Source organism: Pseudomonas algeriensis (genome assembly GCF_048847255.1).
In the GTDB taxonomy this organism is placed as follows: Bacteria; Pseudomonadota; Gammaproteobacteria; order Pseudomonadales; family Pseudomonadaceae; genus Aquipseudomonas.
This window is the reverse complement of record NZ_JBKKRK010000003.1, coordinates 335,282-354,421: the sequence shown is the minus strand read 5'-3', so window position 1 is coordinate 354,421 and position 19,140 is coordinate 335,282. Positions and strand designations below refer to the sequence as shown.

Here is a 19,140-nt window from a genome sequence, read left to right as displayed (position 1 = left end):
GTTGTGCCAAGTGCTTCGGGAACGCGGATTTGTTGGGTGATCGGCGGGTCGGGTGAAACCGAGGAGAATTTATTGCACCGAATCAAAGCGTGTTGCTCGCTAATGGAGCGTGGGGCCGATAGCTTTGTAGTGGTAGACAGGCCGCCATCGCGAGCAAGCTCGCTCCCACACTGGATCCTCAGTGGAAACAAAACCTGTGGGAGCGAGCTTGCTCGCGATGGGGGGCGACCGGATTTCAGCTGTTAAACACCAGGAACAGCAGCACCACATTCACCACCAACGACACCAGCGCCAACGTCCGCCAGACTTTCAGCGGCTCCCTCTCGAGCAAAGGCCTGGGCCTTACGCTCATGCTGCGCCGCTCGCCCTGTTCCAGAGCCAACAGCCATTCCTCGGCTGTTTCAAAGCGCTGCGCGGGGTCTGCCGCCACGGCCCGTTCCAGGCTTTGTCCAAGCCATTCGGCAAGGTCCGGTCGATAGCGGCTGGCGTTGATCGGCACGCCAAAGCGCGGGCGCTGGAAGGCTTCGATTTCGCCGTAGGGATAGTGCCCCGTCAGCAGGAAATACAAGGTCACGCCGACCGCATACAAATCCTGTTGCGCCGTAGGGGCGTTGCCGCCGAAGGCTTCCGGGGCAATGTAGCTGGGCGTTCCGGGCAGCACGTTGGCCTGGTCCTCGGACAGGCCGGGGCAGTACGCGAGGCCAAAATCCAGCAGGCGCAATTCGCCATCGTCTCCCAGGTGCAGGTTTTCCGGCTTGATGTCGCGGTGGTAGATCTGCCTTCGATGCAGCAGACCCACCGCTCGCACCAACCGCTGCGCCAGATCTTGCCATTGGGCCAGCGACAGCGGACCGCCCTGGTTGAACAGCTCGGCCAGGGTCGCGCCCGGGTATTCGCGCATCACGTAGTACAGATGCTGGCGCTGAGGCACGCCATGCACCTCCGGAAATTGCCTGCCCGCGACCCGCTTGAGAAACCATTCTTCCGAAAGCAGCGCCTGGCCGGCCCGGGTGTCGTCCCGTAACTGCCCGGGCAAGGTTTTCAGCAGCCAGGGTTGGCCCTGGCCATCGCGTATCCGATAGAGCAACGACTGCTGGCTCTGGCCGAGCGCGCCTTCGATCTGCCAGCCCTCGAACACTTGGCCCGCCTTCAACGCAGGTGGCAGGGGCCACTGCTGCAATTGGATCAACGCGTCGCCGATGCTCGCTTCGCCCACCGCATCGACCCGCACCAGCAGCGCGCTGGCGTTGTCCTGGCTACCGGCCAGATGCGCGGCGTTGACCAGCGTCTGCGCGGCGAGATTGAGGTCCGGCTGGTCGCGCAGGATGCCGGCGATGGCCGTGTCCCCGAGTACCGCCCAGACCCCGTCGCTGAGCAGCACGAAGGTTTCGTCTTCGCGTAGCTCCCCGTCCAGGAAATCGAGGATCAGATGCTGATCCAACCCCAGGGCGCGCTTGAGCACATGCTGCATGCCCTGTTGTTCCCAGACATGGTCTTCGCTGACCCGTTGCAGGTGGTCGGCGTGCCAGCGGTAGACCCGGCAATCGCCGACATGGGCGAGGGTGAAGCGCCGGCCCCGCAGCACCAGGGCACTGACGGTGGTGAGCAGCGGCTGCCCGCCACCGTTGGCCTGCAGCCAGCGGTTCTGCGCCGACAGCAGCCGGTCGAGTGCCTGGGCCACGCCCCAGGTTTGCGGCGTGGCGTAGTAGTCCAGCGCCAGTGCCTGCAAAGTAGAGCGCGCCGCCAACCCGCCATCGGCGCATTGGCTCACACCGTCGGCGATAGCGAACAGGTAACCCTTGCTGGCGGCCAAGGCCGGGGCAGGGGTCACCAGGCGCAGGGCGTCCTGGTTCTCCTCCCGTGGGCCGATGGCACTGGCTTCGGCAAAACTCAATTGCAGGCTCATGATGGGCGGTCAGACCCGAGCAGCGGTGACGGCGGCCGAACCCCAGGTGGTTCTCCAGCGACGCTTGACGCCGTGCAGGCCGAACCAGGCCAGGACACCAAGGCTGGCGAACAACCACAACGCCAACTGGTAGCTGCCGGTGCTCTGCTTGATCGCGCCCATGCCCGCCGCGAGGGCGAAGCCGCCGATGCCGCCGGCCATGCCGATCAGCCCGGTCATCACGCCGATTTCCCGACGGAAACGTTGTGGCACCAGTTGGAACACCGCGCCGTTGCCCGCACCCAGGCCAAGCATGGTGCAGACGAACAAAGCCAATGCCGCGTAGGAACTTGGCAGGTTGAACCCCACCGCGGCGATGCAGACGGCCGCGACGGTGTACATGCCGAGCAAGGTGCGGATGCCGCCAAAACGGTCCGCCAGGGCGCCGCCCAATGGGCGCATGAGGCTGCCACCAAAGACGCAAGCGGCGGTGTAGTAGCCGGCCGTGACCGGGCTCAGGCCATATTGGTCGTTGAAGTAGCCGGGCAGGGCGCTGGCCAGGCCGATGAAGCCGCCGAAGGTCACGCTATAGAAAAACATGAACCACCAGCTGTCCCGGTCGCCCAGGGCCTTGAGGTAGTCGGCCATGGATTTGGCCTTGGGGCGCTCGGGGGCGTTCTTGGCCAGCCAGGCGAAGAGGACAAGGGTCAGCACCAGCGGGATCAGCGCGAAGCCGAACACGTTGGTCCAGCCGAAGGCCACGGCCATGACCGGTGCGATCAATGCTGCGAGCACGGTGCCCGAGTTGCCGGCCCCGGCGATGCCCATGGCCTTGCCCTGGTGCTGCGGCGGATACCACTGGGACGCCAGCGGCAGGGCCACGGCGAACGAAGCGCCGGCCACACCGAGGAACAGGCCTAGCAGCAGCGCTTGCTCGTAGCTGTGGATGCCCACCTTCCAGGCGCAGAACAGCGCACCAATGACGATCACCTGACCGACCATGCCGGCGGTCTTCGGCGAAATCCGGTCGGCCAGCAGGCCCATGAACAGGCGCAGTACGGCACCGGCGAGGATCGGGGTGGCGACCATCAGGCCGCGCTGTTGCGTGGTCAGGTGCAGGTCGGCAGAGATCTGCACCGCCAACGGGCCAAGCAGGTACCAGACCATGAAGCTCAGGTCGAAATAGAGGAAGGCCGCGAACAATGTCGGGGTGTGGCCGGATTTCCAGAAGCTTGAATTCATCGCGCACCTCAGCTGTAAAAGTCTCGAGAAATGAGTCAGTGCTTTGAGCAGTGCGCCGCCTGTGGTCGCACCACCGGTCCCGCCGGGACCAAAACAAAAAAACGCCGCAACCCGGATTGCCTGAGTGGCAAGAGGGTGTGCGACGTCTTTGTCGTAGGTGGGGCAACCGCCGTTGGTTACCTGTGGGGTTGCTTAAGCGAGATCTGTGCCAACCCGAGGGAGGGGGATGGCTATCGCGAGCAGGCTCGCTCCCACATGGGGATTTGAGGCGTTCACCGATTCTGTGGGAGCGAGCCTGCTCGCGAATGGGGCAGGCCAAGCACTACAAGGCTTTCAGCCAAGCAATTCATTCATCGCAATGATCTGCTCCGCCACCTGGATCAGCTTCTGCTGGCGGCTCATGGCCTGGCGGCGCATCAGCGTGTAGGCCTGTTCCTCGTTGCACTCTTTCATTTTCATCAGCATGCCCTTGGCCAGTTCGATGCGCTTGCGTTCAGCCAGTTGCTGGTCGCGGGCCAGCAATTGGGCGCGCAGGGCCTGGTCGCTTTCGAAGCGCGCCATGGCGACATCAAGGATCGGTTGCAGGCGCGCGGCGTGGATGCCTTCGACGATGTAGGCACTCACACCCGACTTGATGGCCTGGCGCATCACATCCGGATCGTGCTCGTCGGTAAACATGACGATAGGTCGCGGCTGGTCGCGACTGACCAGCACTACTTGCTCCATCACATCGCGTCCGGGTGACTCGGTATCGATCAGGATCACGTCCGGACGCACCGTTTCGACGCGCGCGGGCAGGTCGATGGTCAGGCCGGATTCGTCGATCACTTCGAAGCCGGCCTCAATCAAGGCCGCTCTAAGGCGGCCGACTTTTTTCGCGGTGTCGTTGATCAGCAGGATACGCAGCATAATCGTGGCTCCTGTCAGCGGCTGGCGAGAAGGGGAGCCGCATCGCTCAAGGCGTGCAGTTTGAAGCTGCGGGCGTACCCGGCCGGGTCCGTGCCGTCCCAGGTGGTGCCGTCGATCAGTTGGCTGCTGCGCATGTCCTGGCCTGGGGGCGTCATGCCCAGTGTCGCAGCGGCTTCACGGTACAGCTCGAGTTGCTGGACCTGGCGCGCGACGGCCAGGTAATCCGGGTCTTCGCGCAGCAGGCCCCAGCGGCGGAACTGTGTCATGAACCACATGCCATCGGACAAGTATGGCAGGTTCACCTCGCCGCCTCCGTGGAAGCGCATGGCATGGGGATCCTGCCAGCTGTTGCCCAGGCCGTCGGCGTAGATGCCCAGCAGGCGCGGCTCGATGCAATCCAGCGGCGCATCGAGGTATTCGGGCGCGCTGAGCAATTGCGCGGTACTGCGACGGTTCTCGACGCTTTGCTCGATGAAACGGCTGGCTTCAAGGATCGCCATGACCAATGCCCGGGCGGTATTGGGGTATTGCTCGACGAAAGCGCGGGTGCAGCCGAGGACTTTCTCCGGGTGATCGGGCCAGATCGTCTGGGTGGTCGCCAGGGTAAAACCAAGGTTCTGCTTCACCGCGCTGGCGCACCAGGGTTCGCCCACGCAAAAACCGTCGATACGACCAGCTTGCAGGTGCGCGACCATTTGCGGCGGCGGCACCACGACGCTGTCGACATCTGATAAAGGATGAATGCCCTGGGCCGCGAGCCAGTAGTAGAGCCACATGGCGTGGGTGCCGGTGGGGAACGTCTGGGCGAACGTCAGTTTCGGGCGAGTTTGGTGCACGTGCTGTTCCAGTGCCTCAGGACTGGTCACGCCTTGGGCCTGGAGGCCGTGGGACAGGTTGATGCTCTGGCCGTTCTGGTTCAGCCCCATCAGCACGGCCATGTCGGTGGGCGCGACGCCGCCGATGCCCAGGTGCACGGCATAAATCAGGCCGTACAGGCTGTGGGCTGCGTCGATTTCGCCACTGACCAGTTTGTCCCGCAGGTTGGCCCAGGACGCCTGGCGCTTGAGGTTCAAGGTCAGGCCGTAGGGTTGGGCGAAGCCTTGGGTGGCGGCAACCACCACCGGGGCGCAGTCGCTCAGGGCCATGAAGCCAAGATTGATCGCGCTTTTTTCCGGGGCATCGCTGCCATTGACCCAGGCCAGGGGCGTGGCTGGAACTTCATTCATCGATATCACCTTCCACATCAAAAAGCGCCGTGTCCGGGCCAAGGAAGGCCGGACGCCGACGCCGTTGTCCTTTGAAACAGTGCGGCACTCATTCCGTCGTTGGCATGGGGCGCTGATGACCAAAAAGGTGCAAGGCATATGCCAGCGCTGCGGTTTTGTGCGAGCGCCTCGCTTGCGACGCCGTTGCGCGGCTATAATCGCGGCCTCATTTCGTCGCCCGAGTCAAAGCCGCCCATGTACACCCTGGCCCGTGAACTGCTGTTCAAACTCTCCCCGGAAACCTCCCACGACCTGTCCCTGGACCTGATCGGCGCGGGCGGGCGCTTGGGCCTCAACGGTCTGCTATGCAAGGCTGCGGCGAAACTGCCGGTGACGGTCATGGGCCTGGAATTTCCCAACCCGGTCGGGTTGGCGGCGGGTCTGGACAAGAATGGCGCCGCCATCGACGGCTTTGCGCAACTGGGTTTCGGCTTCGTCGAGATCGGCACCGTGACGCCGCGGCCACAGCCGGGCAACCCGAAGCCACGATTGTTCCGTCTGCCTCAGGCCGAGGCGATCATCAATCGCATGGGCTTCAACAACCTGGGCGTCGATCACCTGCTGGCCCGTGTCGCGGCGGCCAAGTACAAGGGCGTGCTGGGCATCAACATCGGCAAGAATTTCGACACCCCGGTGGAGCGCGCCGTCGACGACTATCTGATCTGCCTGGACAAGGTCTACGCCCATGCCAGCTATGTCACCGTAAATGTCAGCTCCCCGAACACTCCGGGGCTGCGTAGCCTGCAATTTGGTGACTCCCTCAAGCAATTGCTCGCCGACCTGGCCCGGCGCCGCGCGGAGCTGGCGGTTATCCATGGCCGGCATGTTCCGTTGGCCATCAAGATCGCCCCGGACATGAGCGACGAGGAAACCGTCCAAGTGGCCCAGGCCCTGATCGAGACCGGCATGGACGCGGTGATTGCCACCAATACCACCCTGGGACGCGAAGGCGTCGAAGGGCTGGAACACGGTGACGAGGCGGGCGGTTTGTCTGGTGCGCCGGTGCGTGACAAGAGCACCCATACCGTGAAAATCCTGGCGGGTGAACTGGCGGGACGCTTGCCGATCATTGCGGCGGGCGGGATCACCGAAGGCCGGCATGCCGCCGAGAAAATCACCGCTGGGGCAAGCCTGGTGCAGGTTTATTCGGGTTTCATCTACAAGGGGCCGGCGCTGATTCGAGAGTCGGTGGATGCGATTGCGGCGTTGGGGTGATTCCTCAGGTTGGTGAGGTCCATTTGTGGCGAGGGGATAAAGCCCCTCGCCACACAGTGTTTTCAGCTCAAATCCGCGAATCCCGGGCATTAAAAAGGGCTCCAGAAGGAGCCCCTTGGGCCGTAGCCCGCCGTCCGGATGGGACGTGCGTGGTTAAATCGGTTTGGATGTCAAGTTGTCGAGTTCTTGAGTAATAAGCCCTGTGTCAGCCGACGGCGTGAAGTTCGTTGAGTCTATGGATACCCGCAGTGCCGGTCATACCGTCCCAGTTGTCGCCGCGTCCTTCCCGCCAGCCATTGATCCAGGCTTGACGTACCGACGGTAGAGTAAAGGGGCAAAGCTCACGGGATTTACCACCAACGCCATATTGGTAACCGCGTAAAAATGCTCTTTCCAACGGATCACGCTTAAGTCTTCTCATAGGGTGTTGCCCTCACTTGTTGACTGTTGCTTAGCGTCGACCTCTATTGAGGCCGGGGCAGAATCATTCTGCCGTTGGCGGCTCGTTGCCGGCGTGACGAGCCGAGGTGTTGACGCCGTTGCGACGTCAACCTGTGGTGAGTTCTAACCAAAGCGTCACACGGATGGAATGATCGTTTTGTCATAAGCACGTAACATTAAAGATGCTAGTGCGATAAGTAACATGATGTTCAACACCCGCTTTCGAGCAAGACCCCTGTATGATCAGCCCTGCGCCGAAAGGCGGTCACCATGGTCGGATGAGAATGTCCCCCTGTTGCACTCGGGTACTATTCGACGAAAGGGGTGACTTTTCACAATTTGTTGCACAGAATTTTCTTATCTGTACACGCATCTAAGCTCTTTGAACCTGAGCGGCGAGTACGGAACGGCACACGCTCGTGCCACGCGGGTGCTCTTGAGAAAAGCACCTGATTGAACCCGGCCCGGCAATGCGTTGCCCGGCCCACTTAGCCAAAGGCTCTGGAAATCCCATGTCCGACCGTTTCGAACTCTTCCTCACCTGTCCCAAGGGCCTCGAAGGCCTGCTTCTTGAGGAAGCCGTCGGGCTTGGCCTTGAAGAGGCGCGCGAGCACACCTCGGCCGTTCGCGGCAGCGCTGACATGGAGACAGCCTATCGGCTCTGCCTATGGTCGCGCCTGGCGAACCGCGTGTTGCTGGTGCTCAAGCGCTTCCCGATGAAGGACGCTGAAGACCTTTACCACGGCGTACTGGATGTCGATTGGCAAGACCACATGCTGCCCGATGGCACCCTGGCGGTGGAATTCAGCGGTCACGGCTCGGGCATCGACAACACCCATTTCGGCGCCTTGAAAGTCAAGGACGCTATCGTCGACAAATTGCGCACCCCTTCGGGCGACCGTCCTTCCATCGATAAGCTCAACCCGGACCTGCGCATCCACCTGCGCCTGGACCGTGGCGAAGCGATCCTTTCCCTGGATCTCTCGGGCCACAGCCTGCACCAGCGCGGCTATCGCTTGCAGCAAGGCGCCGCACCATTGAAGGAAAACCTCGCCGCCGCGATCCTGATCCGCGCCGGCTGGCCGCGCATTGCCGCTGAAGGCGGGGCGCTGGCCGACCCGATGTGCGGCGTCGGCACGTTCCTGGTGGAAGCCGGCATGATCGCCGCCGACATGGCGCCCAACCTGCGTCGTCAGCAATGGGGCTTTACCGCCTGGCTCGGCCATGTGCCGGCGCTGTGGCGCAAGCTCCATGAGGAGGCCACCGAGCGCGCCGCCGCCGGACTGGCCAAGCCGCCGTTGTGGATTCGTGGCTACGAGGCCGACCCACGGCTGATCCAGCCGGGCCGCAACAACGTCGAACGCGCGGGCCTGAGCGAGTGGATCAAGATCTACCAGGGCGAAGTCGCCACTTTCGAACCACGCCCGGACCAGAACCAGAAGGGCCTGGTGATCTGCAACCCACCGTATGGCGAGCGTCTGGGTGACGAAGCCAGCCTGCTGTATCTCTACCAGAACCTCGGCGAACGCCTGCGCCAGGCCTGCCTCAACTGGGAAGCGGCGGTGTTCACCGGCGCGCCGGACCTGGGCAAGCGCATGGGCATTCGCAGCCACAAGCAGTATTCGTTCTGGAACGGCGCCTTGCCCTGCAAGCTGCTGTTGATCAAGGTGCTGCCGGATCAGTTCGTCACGGGCGAGCGTCGCACCCCGGAACAACGCCAGGCCGAGCGTGAACAATCCGCCTACGACCAGGCCCCGGATGTCCCCCAGGAGCGCCAGTACAACAAGAACGGCAACCCCATCAAGCCAGCCCCGGCACCCGCCCCGGTGATCGAGCAGGCGCGCCTGAGCGAAGGCGGGCAGATGTTTGCCAACCGGCTGCAGAAAAACCTGAAGTTGCTGAGCAAGTGGGCCAAGCGTGAGGGCGTGGAGTGCTATCGCGTCTACGATGCCGACATGCCCGAATACTCGATGGCCATCGACCTGTACCACGATTGGGTACACGTCCAGGAATATGTCGCGCCCAAATCCATCGATCCGGAAAAGGCCTCGGCCCGGTTGTTCGATGCGCTGGCGGCGATTCCCCAGGCCTTGAATGTCGACAAGAGCCGCGTGGTCATCAAGCGCCGCGAGCGCCAGAGCGGCACCAAACAGTACGAGCGCCAGAGTGCCCAAGGCAAATTCACCGAGGTCAGCGAAGGCGGCGTGAAGCTGCTGGTCAACCTCACGGATTACCTGGACACGGGCTTGTTCCTCGACCACCGGCCGATGCGCCTGCGGATCCAGAAGGAGGCAGCCGGCAAGCGTTTCCTGAACCTGTTCTGCTACACCGCGACCGCCAGCGTCCACGCCGCCAAGGGCGGTGCGCGCAGCACCACCAGCGTCGATTTGTCGAAAACCTACCTGGACTGGGCGCGGCGCAACCTGTCGCTCAACGGTTTTTCCGACAAGAACCGCCTGGAGCAGGGCGACGTCATGGCCTGGCTTGAAGCCAGTCGCGACGAGTACGACTTGATCTTCATCGACCCGCCGACCTTCTCCAACTCCAAGCGCATGGAAGGCGTGTTCGACGTGCAGCGCGACCACGTGCAACTGCTCGACCTGGCCATGGCGCGCCTGGCGCCGGGCGGCGTGCTGTATTTTTCCAACAACTTCCGCAAGTTCCAGCTCGAAGAAAACCTGGCCGAGCGTTACGCGGTGGAGGAAATCACCGCCAAGACCATCGACCCGGACTTCGCCCGCAACGGCAAAATCCACCGCGCCTGGAAAATCATGGCGCGCTGATCTCGAGGCATTGGATCCAGGGGAGCCTTGAAATTCAAGGCTCCCGGGCATCATTGGGACTGGCTAAAGTGATGGCAGATAGCTATAACTAGGCTGTGGCCGGGGCTGTACATATGCCTGGTCCCTTTCTGAGTTATGTGTATGGCATTACATCAGGTGCGTCCCAGAATCCTGGGCTTTATCAGTGAAGATGTTTCGGCATGGCTAGTGGCGTCCCTGGTCCTGATGGCGGGCTTGCTGCTGACCGGTTTGCTGGCCTGGGGCACGCTGAATCTTTTCAACCAGCAATTGCGCCAGCGCTTCGAACTGCAAGCCGAAGAGCGCTATAGCCGCCTCCAGGAACGTTTTCAGGACCAGGAGCAACGCCTCGACAGCCTGAGACGTTTCTTCGCCAACTCCTCCGGGGTTTCCAACAGCGAGTTCCATGGCTACACCGAAGCCCTGTTGCGGCGCACCCGGGCCTTTGCCTGGGCGCCCCGGGTCTTTCGGGACGATCGGCAGCCGTTTGAACAACAGGCGCGGGCCGAGGTGTCTGGCACCTATACCATTCGCGAACAGGATGAAGCCGGTATGTTGCACCCGGCCATCGAACGGGACGAATACGTACCGGTGCTGTACGTCCAGAGCCAACCGTCCTATGGCTCGCCGCTGGGCCTGGATCTTCTTTCGCAGCCGTTACGCCGTGTGACGCTGGAGCGGGCCCGCCAGCGTAACGCCCTGGTGGTTTCCCAACCGGTTAACCTGATAGGGGTCGATCCGGCCTTTTCCCGTGGGGTCGTGCTCGCAGCCCCCGTGAGTCGGCATCTGGCCGGTGAGCCGTTCGGATACGTGGTGGCCGCCGTCAGCATGCGCCAGCTGGTCGCCGATGACCTGCCTGCGCCGGGCCGCGACAATCTGTCGATGCGTGTGATCGACCTGTCCGATGGCGATCATGGGGAGGTGCTGTACGAGACGTCGGACCAGCCGGGCAAAAGCGATTTGGCAGCGACCCGATTACTGCGCCTCGCGGACCGGGACTTCCGGGTCGAATTGCGTCCCAGCCGCCTGTTCCTGTCGAGCAACCATTCCAGCGTGACAAGCCTGACAGTGCTGGGCGCATTGCTCAGCCTGTTACTGAGCGCGTTGTTTTATACGCTGGTCAGCCAACGGCAGCGAGCCCTGGCACTGGTGGAGCAGCGCACCCGGGAATTGCGGGCCCGGGAGTCGGAACTGCGTGGCACCCACGGCCAATTGCGGGGCGTGCTCGATGCCGCGACCCAGGTTGCGATCATCGCCACTGACCTGCGCGGTGTCATCACTACGTTCAATGCCGGCGCCGAACAGATGCTCGGCTACCGCAGCTGTGACGTCCTGCAAAGCATGACCCTGGAGAGCCTCCACGTTCCCCGCGAGTTGCAACACCGGGCCGCACAACTGGCGGCCCGCTTTGGAAAACCGATCCCGACATGTCACGCGATGCTGCTCGAGGGCGGCGAACAAAGTGGACAACAGGCTCGTGAGTGGACCCTGGTGCGCCGCGACGGCAGTCACCTGACGGTCAACATGTTGGCCACGCCTGTGCTCGATGAGCAGGGATTATGGGTCGGGCACCTGGCGATCTGCATCGACGTCACCGAGCGCAAGCGCGTCCACGAAGCGCTGGCGGCGAGGGATCTGCTGTTGAAGAAACTCAGCGCCCATGTGCCTGGCGGCATCTATCAATTCAAGATGGATTTCAACGGCGGGTTCAGTGTGATCTACGCCAGCGATGGCATCCGCGACATTTATGAGTTGGAGCCCGATGTGCTGGTGCGGCACGCTGATGCGATTTTCTCGCGTATCCATCCATCCGACAGCGCACGGGTACGCGCGTCGATTCGCACCTCGGCCGATACCTTGAGCCCCTGGCGGGAGGAGTACCGGGTGCAACTGCCGCATCGCGGGTTGCGTTGGGTGCGTGGCGAGGCGACTCCCGAACAGTTGCCCGGCGGTGGCGTGTTATGGCACGGCTACATTTCCGACATCTCGGACCTCAAGCGCGTCGAGGAAGAGCTGCGGGCGCTGTCGGTCACCGACGCCTTGACCGGGATCCGCAACCGGCGCTATTTCCAGGAACGCCTGACGACGGAAATGACCCGGGTCGAACGTGGCTCCGGGGAGCTGACGGTGGTCATGCTCGATATCGATCATTTCAAGCGTATCAACGACCAGCACGGCCATGCGGTGGGGGACCGGGTGTTGCAGGCGGTCTGCCAGCGGATCACCCAGCGACTGCGCCGCACCGATGTGTTTTGCCGGCTGGGCGGGGAGGAGTTCGTGGTGCTATGCCCGGATACCGACAGCGAAAGCGCCTACACGCTGGCGTTGGGGTTGTGGGATGGTCTTCGCAGCGCGCCGATTGACGACGTGGGCATCATCACCGCCAGTTTTGGCGTGGCCAGTTGGCGCGCCGGCGAAGGCGCCGATGCGTTGCTGTTGCGGGCTGACGCTGGGGTTTACGCGGCCAAGCAGGCAGGACGGGATCGGGTCGAGGTGCAGTTGGCATAATGGCTTCACGCTAACCGCTGGGGAGTGAGCTTGCTCGCGATAGCGGTGTCTCAACCAGCATCGATGTGTGCTGGTCGACCGAATCGCGAGCAGGCTCGCTCCCACATTGGGTTGGTGTTGGGGCCTGGCTCAGAGCAGCGACGCTGCCTGTGGCAGTTTCGGCTGGCGATACAGGTCCAGCAGCACCTGGTCCAGCACGGAGGAAGCGCCCCATGGCTTCGGATCGTTGAGGATGGCCACTACCGCCCAGGTATTGCCATTGATGTCACGGCTGTAGCCGGCAATGGCGCGGACGGTGTTCAGCGTGCCGGTCTTGATGTGGGCTTCGCCCGCCATGGCAGTGGTCTTCAAGCGTTTGCGCATGGTGCCGTCGGTGCCGGCGATGGGCATCGAGCTGACGAATTCCGCCGCGTACGGGCTGCGCCATGCCGCTTGCAGCATCGCCGCCATTTCCCGGGCGCTGACCCGTTCCGCGCGGGACAGGCCCGAGCCGTTTTCCATCACCAGGTGCGGCGCCGTGATGCCTTTCTTGGCCAGCCATTGGCGTACCACTCGTTGCGCCGCCTTGGCGTCGTCACCGTCGGCCTCGTTGCGAAACTCCGCGCCCAGGCTCAGGAACAGTTGTTGGGCCATGGTGTTGTTACTGTATTTGTTGATGTCGCGGATGATCTCCGCCAGGTCCGGGGAGAACGCCCGGGCCAACAGTTTGGCGCTCTTCGGGGTCGCGGCCAGGCGGTCGTTGCCCTGGATGCTGCCGCCCAGTTCTTTCCAGATCGCCCGTACGGCGCCAGCGGTGTAGGTGGCATGATCGAGCAGCGACAGGTAGGTCTGGGAACTGCAACCCTCGCCGAGCTGGCCGCTGACGGTCACCGTCATGCTGCCGTCCGCCTGGGCCACCGGGTTGTAGCGCACGCCGCCGGTGCATTGCTTGGAGTTGGCGGCCTTGACCACGTTTTCGATGCGGATGTTGGCAATGGGAGGCTCCACCGACACCAGCACCCGGCCCCCGTCATTGCGGGCCACGAAGCGCAGGGCCTTCAGGTTGACCAGCAGCGAGTCGGGCTTGACCAGGAAGGGCTTGTTCACATCGTTGCCGTCGTCGTTGAACTCGGGCAATTGCGGCTGGATGAAAAAGCTGCGGTCGAGCACCAGGTCGCCGGTGACTTGTTGCACGCCGTTGGCCCGCAAATCGCGCATCAACAGCCAGAGCTTCTCCATGTTCAGCTTGGGGTCGCCGCCGCCCTTGAGGTACAGGTTACCGTTGAGGATCCCGCCGCTGAGGGTCCCGTCGGTGTAGAACTCGGTTTTCCACTGGTGGTTCGGCCCGAGCATTTCCAGGGCCGCGTAGGTCGTCACCAGCTTCATGGTGGACGCCGGGTTCACCGAGACGTCGGCGTTGTAAAGCGTCGGGGTGCCGGGGCCGTTGAGCGGCACCATCACCAGGGAGAGGGCGTTGTCTTGCAGCTTGCTGTTCTTGAGGGCCTTTTGCACATTGGGCGACAGGGCGGTGTTGATGGTGGCGGCGCTGGTGGAGACCGGAAGGGCCAGGGGAAGAAGAAGGCTGGCCAGAAGCAGTGGACGCAAAGATTTGATCATGTGAAGTAAAACCCTGCAGGCGAGGGGAGAAAAGACGAGGACATGAAAATGAACGTCCTCAACGGTCATGAAAGTTCGGCATTATGCCCCAAGGCGCAACGGCTTGTGCCGTGCCCAAGCCCGCCGAAGCGGTATTTTTTTACCGACGGTAGGCACAGATGCCCGATGAGTCGGGCAATCGACGCACCAAACTGGTAAAGTGCCGGCCGTTATTACTTATGAGGATTGTTTCAATGGCGACTAACCGTTCCCAGCGTCTGCGCAAAAAGCTGTGCGTGGATGAATTTCAAGAGCTGGGTTTCGAACTGAACCTGGATTTCAAAGAAGATCTGGCCGATGAGGCTATTGACGCTTTCCTCGACGCTTTCCTGAAAGAAGCCATGGAAGCCAACGGCCTGGGCTATGTCGGCGGTGACGACTACGGCCTGGTTTGCCTGCAGAAGCGTGGCTCGGTTACCGAAGAGCAGCGCGCTGCCGTCGAAGCCTGGCTCAAGGCCCGTCCTGAGCTGACCAGCGTTGAAGTCAGCCCGTTGCTGGACGTGTGGTATCCGGAAAAGCCGATCAATTCGAAGGCTTGATGGTGTAAAAAAACCGGCGACCTTTATGGGTGCCGGTTTTTTTGTGCCTGGATTTTTTACTGTCTGTCAGGCCGCTATCGTGAGCAAGCTCACTCCCACAGGGGATTTGTGTCGTTCACATAACCTTGTGGGAGCGAGCTTGCTCGCGATGCTTTCAGGCGCTACGCCAGTTCAGGATCAGCAACGTCAACACCCCCGCCACAATCCCCCAGAACGCCGAGCCGATGGAAAACAGCGTCAGCCCCGACGCCGTGACCATGAAGGTGATCAGCGCCGCTTCCCGTTCCTTCGCTTCGCTCATGGCGATGCTCAGGCCGTTGATGATCGACCCGAACAGGGCCAGCGCCGCGATGGACAGCACCAGTTCCTTGGGCAGCGCCGCGAACAACGCCGCCAGTGTCGCGCCGAAAACCCCGGCAATTCCGTAGAAGACTCCACACCACACGGCCGCCGTGTAGCGCTTGTTGCGATCTTCGTGGGCGTGCGGCCCGGTGCAGATCGCTGCGCTGATCGCAGCGAGGTTGATGCCATGGGAGCCAAACGGCGCCAACAGCAGCGAGGCGATGCCGGTGCTGGTGATCAACGGCGAGGCCGGTACGTTGTAGCCATCGGCGCGCAGCACCGCGATGCCGGGCATGTTTTGCGAGGTCATCGCCACCACGAACAATGGGATGCCGATACTGATGGTGGCGGCCAGGGAAAAGTGCGGCGTGGTCCAGACCGGCGTCGCGACTTCCAAGGCAAAACCGCTGAAATCCAGGAGCCCCAGCACGCCCGACAGCGCCGTGCCGACCAGCAGTGCCGCGAGCACCGCATAACGTGGCGACAGGCGCTTGACGATCAGGTAGGTGAAAAACATCCCCAGCACCAGACCGGTGCGGTGCTGGGCCGCGACAAAAATCTCGCTGCCGATCTTGAACAAAATGCCTGCCAGCAACGCCGCCGCCAAGGAGGCAGGAATACGCTTGACCAGGCGCTCGAAGCTGCCGGTCAGGCCGCAGATCGTGACCAGGACCGCGCAGGTGATGTACGCGCCGATGGCCTCGCCATAACTTACGCCGCCGAGGCTGGTAATCAGCAGCGCCGCGCCGGGTGTCGACCAGGCGATGGTGATGGGCGTGCGGTAGCGCAGCGACAAACCGATGGAGCACACCGCCATGCCGATGGAGATGGCCCAGATCCACGAGGAAATCTGCCCGGTGGTCAGGCCCGCCGCTTGTCCGGCCTGGAACATCAGCACCAGGGAACTGGTGTAACCGGTCATCATGGCGATGAAACCGGCAACGATGGCCGAGGGCGATGTATCGGCCAATGGACGAAGTGGCGCGGTCGTGACTTCGGTCATGGTGGGCGGCGGTCCTTGTTGTAGATTGACTGGGCGGGTGGCGCCACAGGTTCGGGTTTAAAGCCTAAACTCAACGCACCGACCGGTCGCGATACAGCCGTGTCCGCAAACAGCCGTACAGTCGTGTTGCCATCAGAGGTTGTGTACAATCGCCGTGTTTTTTACGCGATACTTGCCAGCGACCCGCTGTGCCGTATTACAGTCACGGTTAAATCGCCGCAGTTCTCCCGACTCGAGTGCCCATGAACGAACAGTTGCAGCCCCTCAAGAAACAACCGCGAGCTGGCAAGGCCGGCCGCAGCGGAACCCAGGACGATATTGTCTATGCGCACATTTTCGAGGCCATCCTCGAACAGCGCCTGGCGCCCGGTACGAAATTGAGCGAAGAGGCGCTGGGGGAGATTTTCGGGGTCAGCCGCACGATCATTCGCCGCGCGCTGTCGCGCCTGGCCCATGAAGGCGTGGTGTTGCTGAGGCCCAATCGTGGCGCGGTGGTTGCCAGCCCAAGTGTCGAAGAGGCCCGCCAGGTTTTCTTTGCCCGGCGCATGGTGGAGAAGGCGATCACGGAGCTGGCGGTCCAGCACGCCACGGCCGAGCAGCTTGCCGAGCTGCGGCAGATGGTCAGCGACGAGCGCGACAGTTTTTCCCGTGGCGACCGTGGCGCCGGCATCCGGCTGTCGGGCGAGTTCCACCTGAAACTGGCCGAGGCGGCAAAAAACGCACCGCTGATCAGCTTCCAGCGCAGCCTGGTGTCCCAGACTTCGTTGATCATTGCCCAGTACGAAAGCGGCAACCGCTCGCACTGTTCCTATGACGAACACACGCAATTGATCGACGCCATCGAGGCCCGTGACGCGGCCTTGGCGGTGAACCTGATGATGCATCACATGGACCACATCGACAGCAAGCTCAACCTCGACGAAGAAAGCGCGTCGGATGACTTGCACGCGGTGTTCTCGCACCTGTTGCAGAGCAAGAAGCCGGGGCGTTCGCCTGCCAAGCTCTGAGGGTTGAACCAGTCATACCGCCAATCGCGAGCAAGCTCGCTCCCACAGGGGTTATGTGTACACCACAAATCCACTGTGGGAGCGAGCTTGCTCGCGATAGCGTCCTGGCAGGCAATACAACCTACCGCTGGTGCACCAACCGACCCGCTGCAAAAGTCTGCGCCACCGTCCGGTCATCCCCCAGCGTCATCAGCACGAACAACCGCTCGGCAATGTCCTTGGCCTGCTTCAGGCGATAGCTCAACAGCGGCGTGGCGTTGTAGTCCAAAACCAGGAAATCCGCGTCCGTTCCCGGTTGCAACGTCCCGATCTTGTCTTCCAGGCGCAAGGCCCGGGCCCCGCCGAGGGTCGCCAGGTACAGCGACTTGAACGGGCTCAGCCGCGCGCCCTGCAGTTGCATGACCTTGTAGGCTTCGTTCAAGGTTTGCAGCAGCGAGAAACTGGTGCCACCGCCCACGTCGGTGCCCAACCCTACGTTCACTTTGTGCTTCTCGGTCATTGGCAGGTTGAACAGCCCGCTGCCCAGGAACAGGTTCGAGGTCGGACAGAAGGCAATGGCCGAACCGGTCTGGGCCAGGCGCGCGCACTCGTCGTCGCACAAGTGAACGCCATGGGCGAACACCGAACGTTCGCCGAGCAACTGGTAGTGGTCGTAGACGTCCAGGTATCCCTTGCGCTCCGGGAACAATTCCTTGACCCATTGCACTTCCTGCAGGTTCTCACTGATGTGGGTCTGCATGTACAGGTCCGGGTATTCACTGAGCAACTGGCCGGCCAGGGTCAGTTGCTCCGGGGTGCTGGTCGGCGCGAAGCGCGGCGTCACGGCGTAGTGCAGGCGACCCTTGCCATGCCAGCGCTCGATCAGTGCCTTGCTCTGGGTGTAGCTGGATTCGGCAGTGTCGACCAGATAGTCCGGGGCGTTGCGGTCCATCATCACCTTGCCGGCAATCATGCGCAGGTCGAGCTTCTCGGCCACCTCGAAAAATGCATTCACCGATTGGGGATGTACGCTGCCAAACACCAGGGCCGTGGTAGTGCCGTTGCGCAGCAGTTCCTTGACGAAAATATCCGCCACTGCCTCGGCGTGGGCCGGGTCGGCGAATTGGCTTTCGCAGGGGAAGGTGTAGGTGTTGAGCCAGTCCAGCAGTTGCTCGCCATAGGCGCCGACCATACCGGTCTGAGGCAGGTGGATATGGGTATCGATGAGGCCTGGAGTGATCAGCGCGTCCGGGTAATGGGCGATTTCGATATCCGCCGCCAGGGTCGGCAGCAGCTCATGGGCGTGGCCGATGGCGCTGATCTGGCCATTTTCCACCACCAGCAGGCCATCCTCGAAATATTCATAGGACGCCTCGATGCCAACTTCGGCCGGGTCGGCGAGGCTGTGGAGCAGGGCGGCGCGGTAGGCTTTGCGTGTCAGGGGCATGGTCTGTCTCGATAAAAAGATTAACGCTGGCTGCGGCGCGAAACCGGCAGCAACTTGGCAATGGGTTCGGCGCGCGAGGTGTGCTGGCCGAAATCCGCGTTATAGGTGGCGATGATTTCGCCGGCGATGGAGATGGCGATTTCCACAGGCAATTTGCCTTTGACTTCGCCAATGCCCATCGGGCAACGCATACGTTGGAGGGTGCCGCTGTCGAAGCCGCGATCACGCAAGCGGTGTTCGAACTTGACCCGTTTGGTCTTCGAGCCGATCAGGCCGAAATAGGCAAAGTCGTTGCGCTTGAGAATCGCGGCGCTCAGTTCCAGGTCGAGCTGATGGTTGTGGGTCATGACGATGCAGTAGCTGCCCGCGGGCAAGTCGTCGACTTCATCCAATGGTTCTTCAGTGACAATCTTGCGCACACCATGGGGTAACTGTTCAGGAAACTCCGCCTCCCGCGAGTCGATCCAGCGGACCCGGCAGGGCAGGCTTGCCAGCAACGGCACCAAGGCCCGGCCGACATGGCCGGCGCCGAACACGGCGATCTGCGCCTGGACCTGCCCCATGGGTTCGAACAGCAACACGGTGACGCCGCCGCAGCACTGGCCAAGGCTGGCGCCGAGGCTGAAACGCTCCAGATGCGTGTTCTGCTGGCCGCTGGCGAGCATCTGCCGAGCGATTTCCATGGCCTTGTATTCCAGGTGCCCGCCACCGATGGTGTCGAACGCCTGGCTGGCGCTGATGACCATCTTCGAACCGGCGTTGCGCGGCGTGGAGCCGAGCTCTTCGATGATCGTCACCAGCACGCAGGGCTCACCGCGGGCTTGCAGGTCGGCGAGGGCACTGATCCAGTTGTACATGTTCACCTCGACATCTCTGTTGTCTGTTCGGCCGCTTTCGCGAGCAGGCTCGCTCCCACATAGGG

14 protein-coding genes are annotated in these 19,140 nt (G+C 62.4%); 5 read left to right on the top strand and 9 right to left on the bottom strand.

Going from position 1 to position 19,140, the window contains the following annotated elements; genetic code table 11:
- Positions 1 to 235 precede the first annotated feature (235 nt).
- From ACLK1G_RS06870 to ACLK1G_RS06855, 4 genes are all read right to left on the bottom strand, one after another.
- The gene (locus ACLK1G_RS06870; RefSeq protein WP_420764742.1) at positions 236 to 1,906 is read right to left on the bottom strand and encodes a bifunctional protein-serine/threonine kinase/phosphatase; all 1,671 of its coding nucleotides are present in this window, start codon (positions 1,904 to 1,906) and stop codon (positions 236 to 238) included.
- 9 nt (positions 1,907 to 1,915) lie between these two features.
- Positions 1,916 to 3,127, bottom strand: a complete 1,212-nt coding sequence (locus ACLK1G_RS06865) for a nitrate/nitrite transporter (protein WP_420764741.1) — start codon at positions 3,125 to 3,127, stop codon at positions 1,916 to 1,918.
- A 333-nt stretch (positions 3,128 to 3,460) separates the two neighbouring features.
- On the bottom strand, positions 3,461 to 4,036 hold the full coding sequence (locus ACLK1G_RS06860) for an ANTAR domain-containing response regulator (protein WP_420764740.1): 576 nt from the start codon (positions 4,034 to 4,036) through the stop codon (positions 3,461 to 3,463).
- Between the two features lie 14 nt (positions 4,037 to 4,050).
- Entirely contained in the window at positions 4,051 to 5,262 is a 1,212-nt protein-coding gene (locus ACLK1G_RS06855; RefSeq protein WP_420764739.1) for a CmpA/NrtA family ABC transporter substrate-binding protein, read from the bottom strand.
- 234 nt (positions 5,263 to 5,496) lie between these two features.
- Here ACLK1G_RS06855 and ACLK1G_RS06850 point away from each other — a divergent pair, with 234 nt between their 5' ends.
- Positions 5,497 to 6,516 carry a quinone-dependent dihydroorotate dehydrogenase gene (locus ACLK1G_RS06850; RefSeq protein ID WP_420764738.1) on the top strand — a complete coding sequence of 340 codons (1,020 nt, stop codon included), beginning with the start codon at positions 5,497 to 5,499 and terminating at the stop codon, positions 6,514 to 6,516.
- Between the two features lie 205 nt (positions 6,517 to 6,721).
- Here the strand turns inward: ACLK1G_RS06850 and rmf are convergent, their stop codons facing one another.
- Positions 6,722 to 6,937: a ribosome modulation factor gene (rmf, locus tag ACLK1G_RS06845; protein WP_003223300.1), complete on the bottom strand. Its 216-nt coding sequence runs from the start codon at positions 6,935 to 6,937 to the stop codon at positions 6,722 to 6,724.
- Between the two features lie 532 nt (positions 6,938 to 7,469).
- On the opposite strand from rmf, the gene rlmKL reads away from it, so the two are divergent.
- Positions 7,470 to 9,740 carry a bifunctional 23S rRNA (guanine(2069)-N(7))-methyltransferase RlmK/23S rRNA (guanine(2445)-N(2))-methyltransferase RlmL gene (gene rlmKL / locus ACLK1G_RS06840; protein WP_420764737.1) on the top strand — a complete coding sequence of 757 codons (2,271 nt, stop codon included), beginning with the start codon at positions 7,470 to 7,472 and terminating at the stop codon, positions 9,738 to 9,740.
- Positions 9,741 to 9,881: 141 nt separating this feature from the next.
- Positions 9,882 to 12,266, top strand: a complete 2,385-nt coding sequence (locus ACLK1G_RS06835; protein ID WP_420764736.1) for a sensor domain-containing diguanylate cyclase — start codon at positions 9,882 to 9,884, stop codon at positions 12,264 to 12,266.
- Between the two features lie 129 nt (positions 12,267 to 12,395).
- Here ACLK1G_RS06835 and dacB read toward each other — a convergent pair whose 3' ends face one another.
- Positions 12,396 to 13,862 carry a D-alanyl-D-alanine carboxypeptidase/D-alanyl-D-alanine endopeptidase gene (gene dacB / locus ACLK1G_RS06830; RefSeq protein WP_420764735.1) on the bottom strand — a complete coding sequence of 489 codons (1,467 nt, stop codon included), beginning with the start codon at positions 13,860 to 13,862 and terminating at the stop codon, positions 12,396 to 12,398.
- Positions 13,863 to 14,095: 233 nt separating this feature from the next.
- Here dacB and ACLK1G_RS06825 point away from each other — a divergent pair, with 233 nt between their 5' ends.
- Complete coding sequence (locus ACLK1G_RS06825; protein WP_249875505.1) at positions 14,096 to 14,440, top strand: YggL family protein; 345 nt, start codon at positions 14,096 to 14,098, stop codon at positions 14,438 to 14,440.
- Between the two features lie 154 nt (positions 14,441 to 14,594).
- Here ACLK1G_RS06825 and ACLK1G_RS06820 read toward each other — a convergent pair whose 3' ends face one another.
- Entirely contained in the window at positions 14,595 to 15,785 is a 1,191-nt protein-coding gene (locus ACLK1G_RS06820) for a benzoate/H(+) symporter BenE family transporter (RefSeq protein WP_420764734.1), read from the bottom strand.
- Between the two features lie 242 nt (positions 15,786 to 16,027).
- On the opposite strand from ACLK1G_RS06820, the gene ACLK1G_RS06815 reads away from it, so the two are divergent.
- The gene (locus ACLK1G_RS06815) at positions 16,028 to 16,792 is read left to right on the top strand and encodes a GntR family transcriptional regulator (protein ID WP_420764733.1); all 765 of its coding nucleotides are present in this window, start codon (positions 16,028 to 16,030) and stop codon (positions 16,790 to 16,792) included.
- 121 nt (positions 16,793 to 16,913) lie between these two features.
- Here ACLK1G_RS06815 and guaD read toward each other — a convergent pair whose 3' ends face one another.
- Entirely contained in the window at positions 16,914 to 18,218 is a 1,305-nt protein-coding gene (gene guaD / locus ACLK1G_RS06810; protein ID WP_420764732.1) for a guanine deaminase, read from the bottom strand.
- Positions 18,219 to 18,238: 20 nt separating this feature from the next.
- Positions 18,239 to 19,075 (bottom strand): xanthine dehydrogenase accessory protein XdhC, encoded by an 837-nt coding sequence (gene xdhC, locus ACLK1G_RS06805; protein ID WP_420764731.1) that lies wholly within the window; start codon positions 19,073 to 19,075, stop codon positions 18,239 to 18,241.
- Positions 19,076 to 19,140: the final 65 nt, after the last annotated feature.

What these genes read in the sequence shown, in the direction of transcription:
- ACLK1G_RS06870 (WP_420764742.1), bottom strand. Translation starts at nt 1,906, where the DNA reads ATGAGCCTGCAATTGAGTTTTGCCGAAGCCAGTGCCATCGGCCCACGG.
- ACLK1G_RS06865 (WP_420764741.1), bottom strand. Translation starts at nt 3,127, where the DNA reads ATGAATTCAAGCTTCTGGAAATCCGGCCACACCCCGACATTGTTCGCG.
- ACLK1G_RS06860 (WP_420764740.1), bottom strand. Translation starts at nt 4,036, where the DNA reads ATGCTGCGTATCCTGCTGATCAACGACACCGCGAAAAAAGTCGGCCGC.
- ACLK1G_RS06855 (WP_420764739.1), bottom strand. Translation starts at nt 5,262, where the DNA reads ATGAATGAAGTTCCAGCCACGCCCCTGGCCTGGGTCAATGGCAGCGAT.
- ACLK1G_RS06850 (WP_420764738.1), top strand. Translation starts at nt 5,497, where the DNA reads ATGTACACCCTGGCCCGTGAACTGCTGTTCAAACTCTCCCCGGAAACC.
- rmf (WP_003223300.1), bottom strand. Translation starts at nt 6,937, where the DNA reads ATGAGAAGACTTAAGCGTGATCCGTTGGAAAGAGCATTTTTACGCGGT.
- rlmKL (WP_420764737.1), top strand. Translation starts at nt 7,470, where the DNA reads ATGTCCGACCGTTTCGAACTCTTCCTCACCTGTCCCAAGGGCCTCGAA.
- ACLK1G_RS06835 (WP_420764736.1), top strand. Translation starts at nt 9,882, where the DNA reads ATGGCATTACATCAGGTGCGTCCCAGAATCCTGGGCTTTATCAGTGAA.
- dacB (WP_420764735.1), bottom strand. Translation starts at nt 13,862, where the DNA reads ATGATCAAATCTTTGCGTCCACTGCTTCTGGCCAGCCTTCTTCTTCCC.
- ACLK1G_RS06825 (WP_249875505.1), top strand. Translation starts at nt 14,096, where the DNA reads ATGGCGACTAACCGTTCCCAGCGTCTGCGCAAAAAGCTGTGCGTGGAT.
- ACLK1G_RS06820 (WP_420764734.1), bottom strand. Translation starts at nt 15,785, where the DNA reads ATGACCGAAGTCACGACCGCGCCACTTCGTCCATTGGCCGATACATCG.
- ACLK1G_RS06815 (WP_420764733.1), top strand. Translation starts at nt 16,028, where the DNA reads ATGAACGAACAGTTGCAGCCCCTCAAGAAACAACCGCGAGCTGGCAAG.
- guaD (WP_420764732.1), bottom strand. Translation starts at nt 18,218, where the DNA reads ATGCCCCTGACACGCAAAGCCTACCGCGCCGCCCTGCTCCACAGCCTC.
- xdhC (WP_420764731.1), bottom strand. Translation starts at nt 19,075, where the DNA reads ATGTACAACTGGATCAGTGCCCTCGCCGACCTGCAAGCCCGCGGTGAG.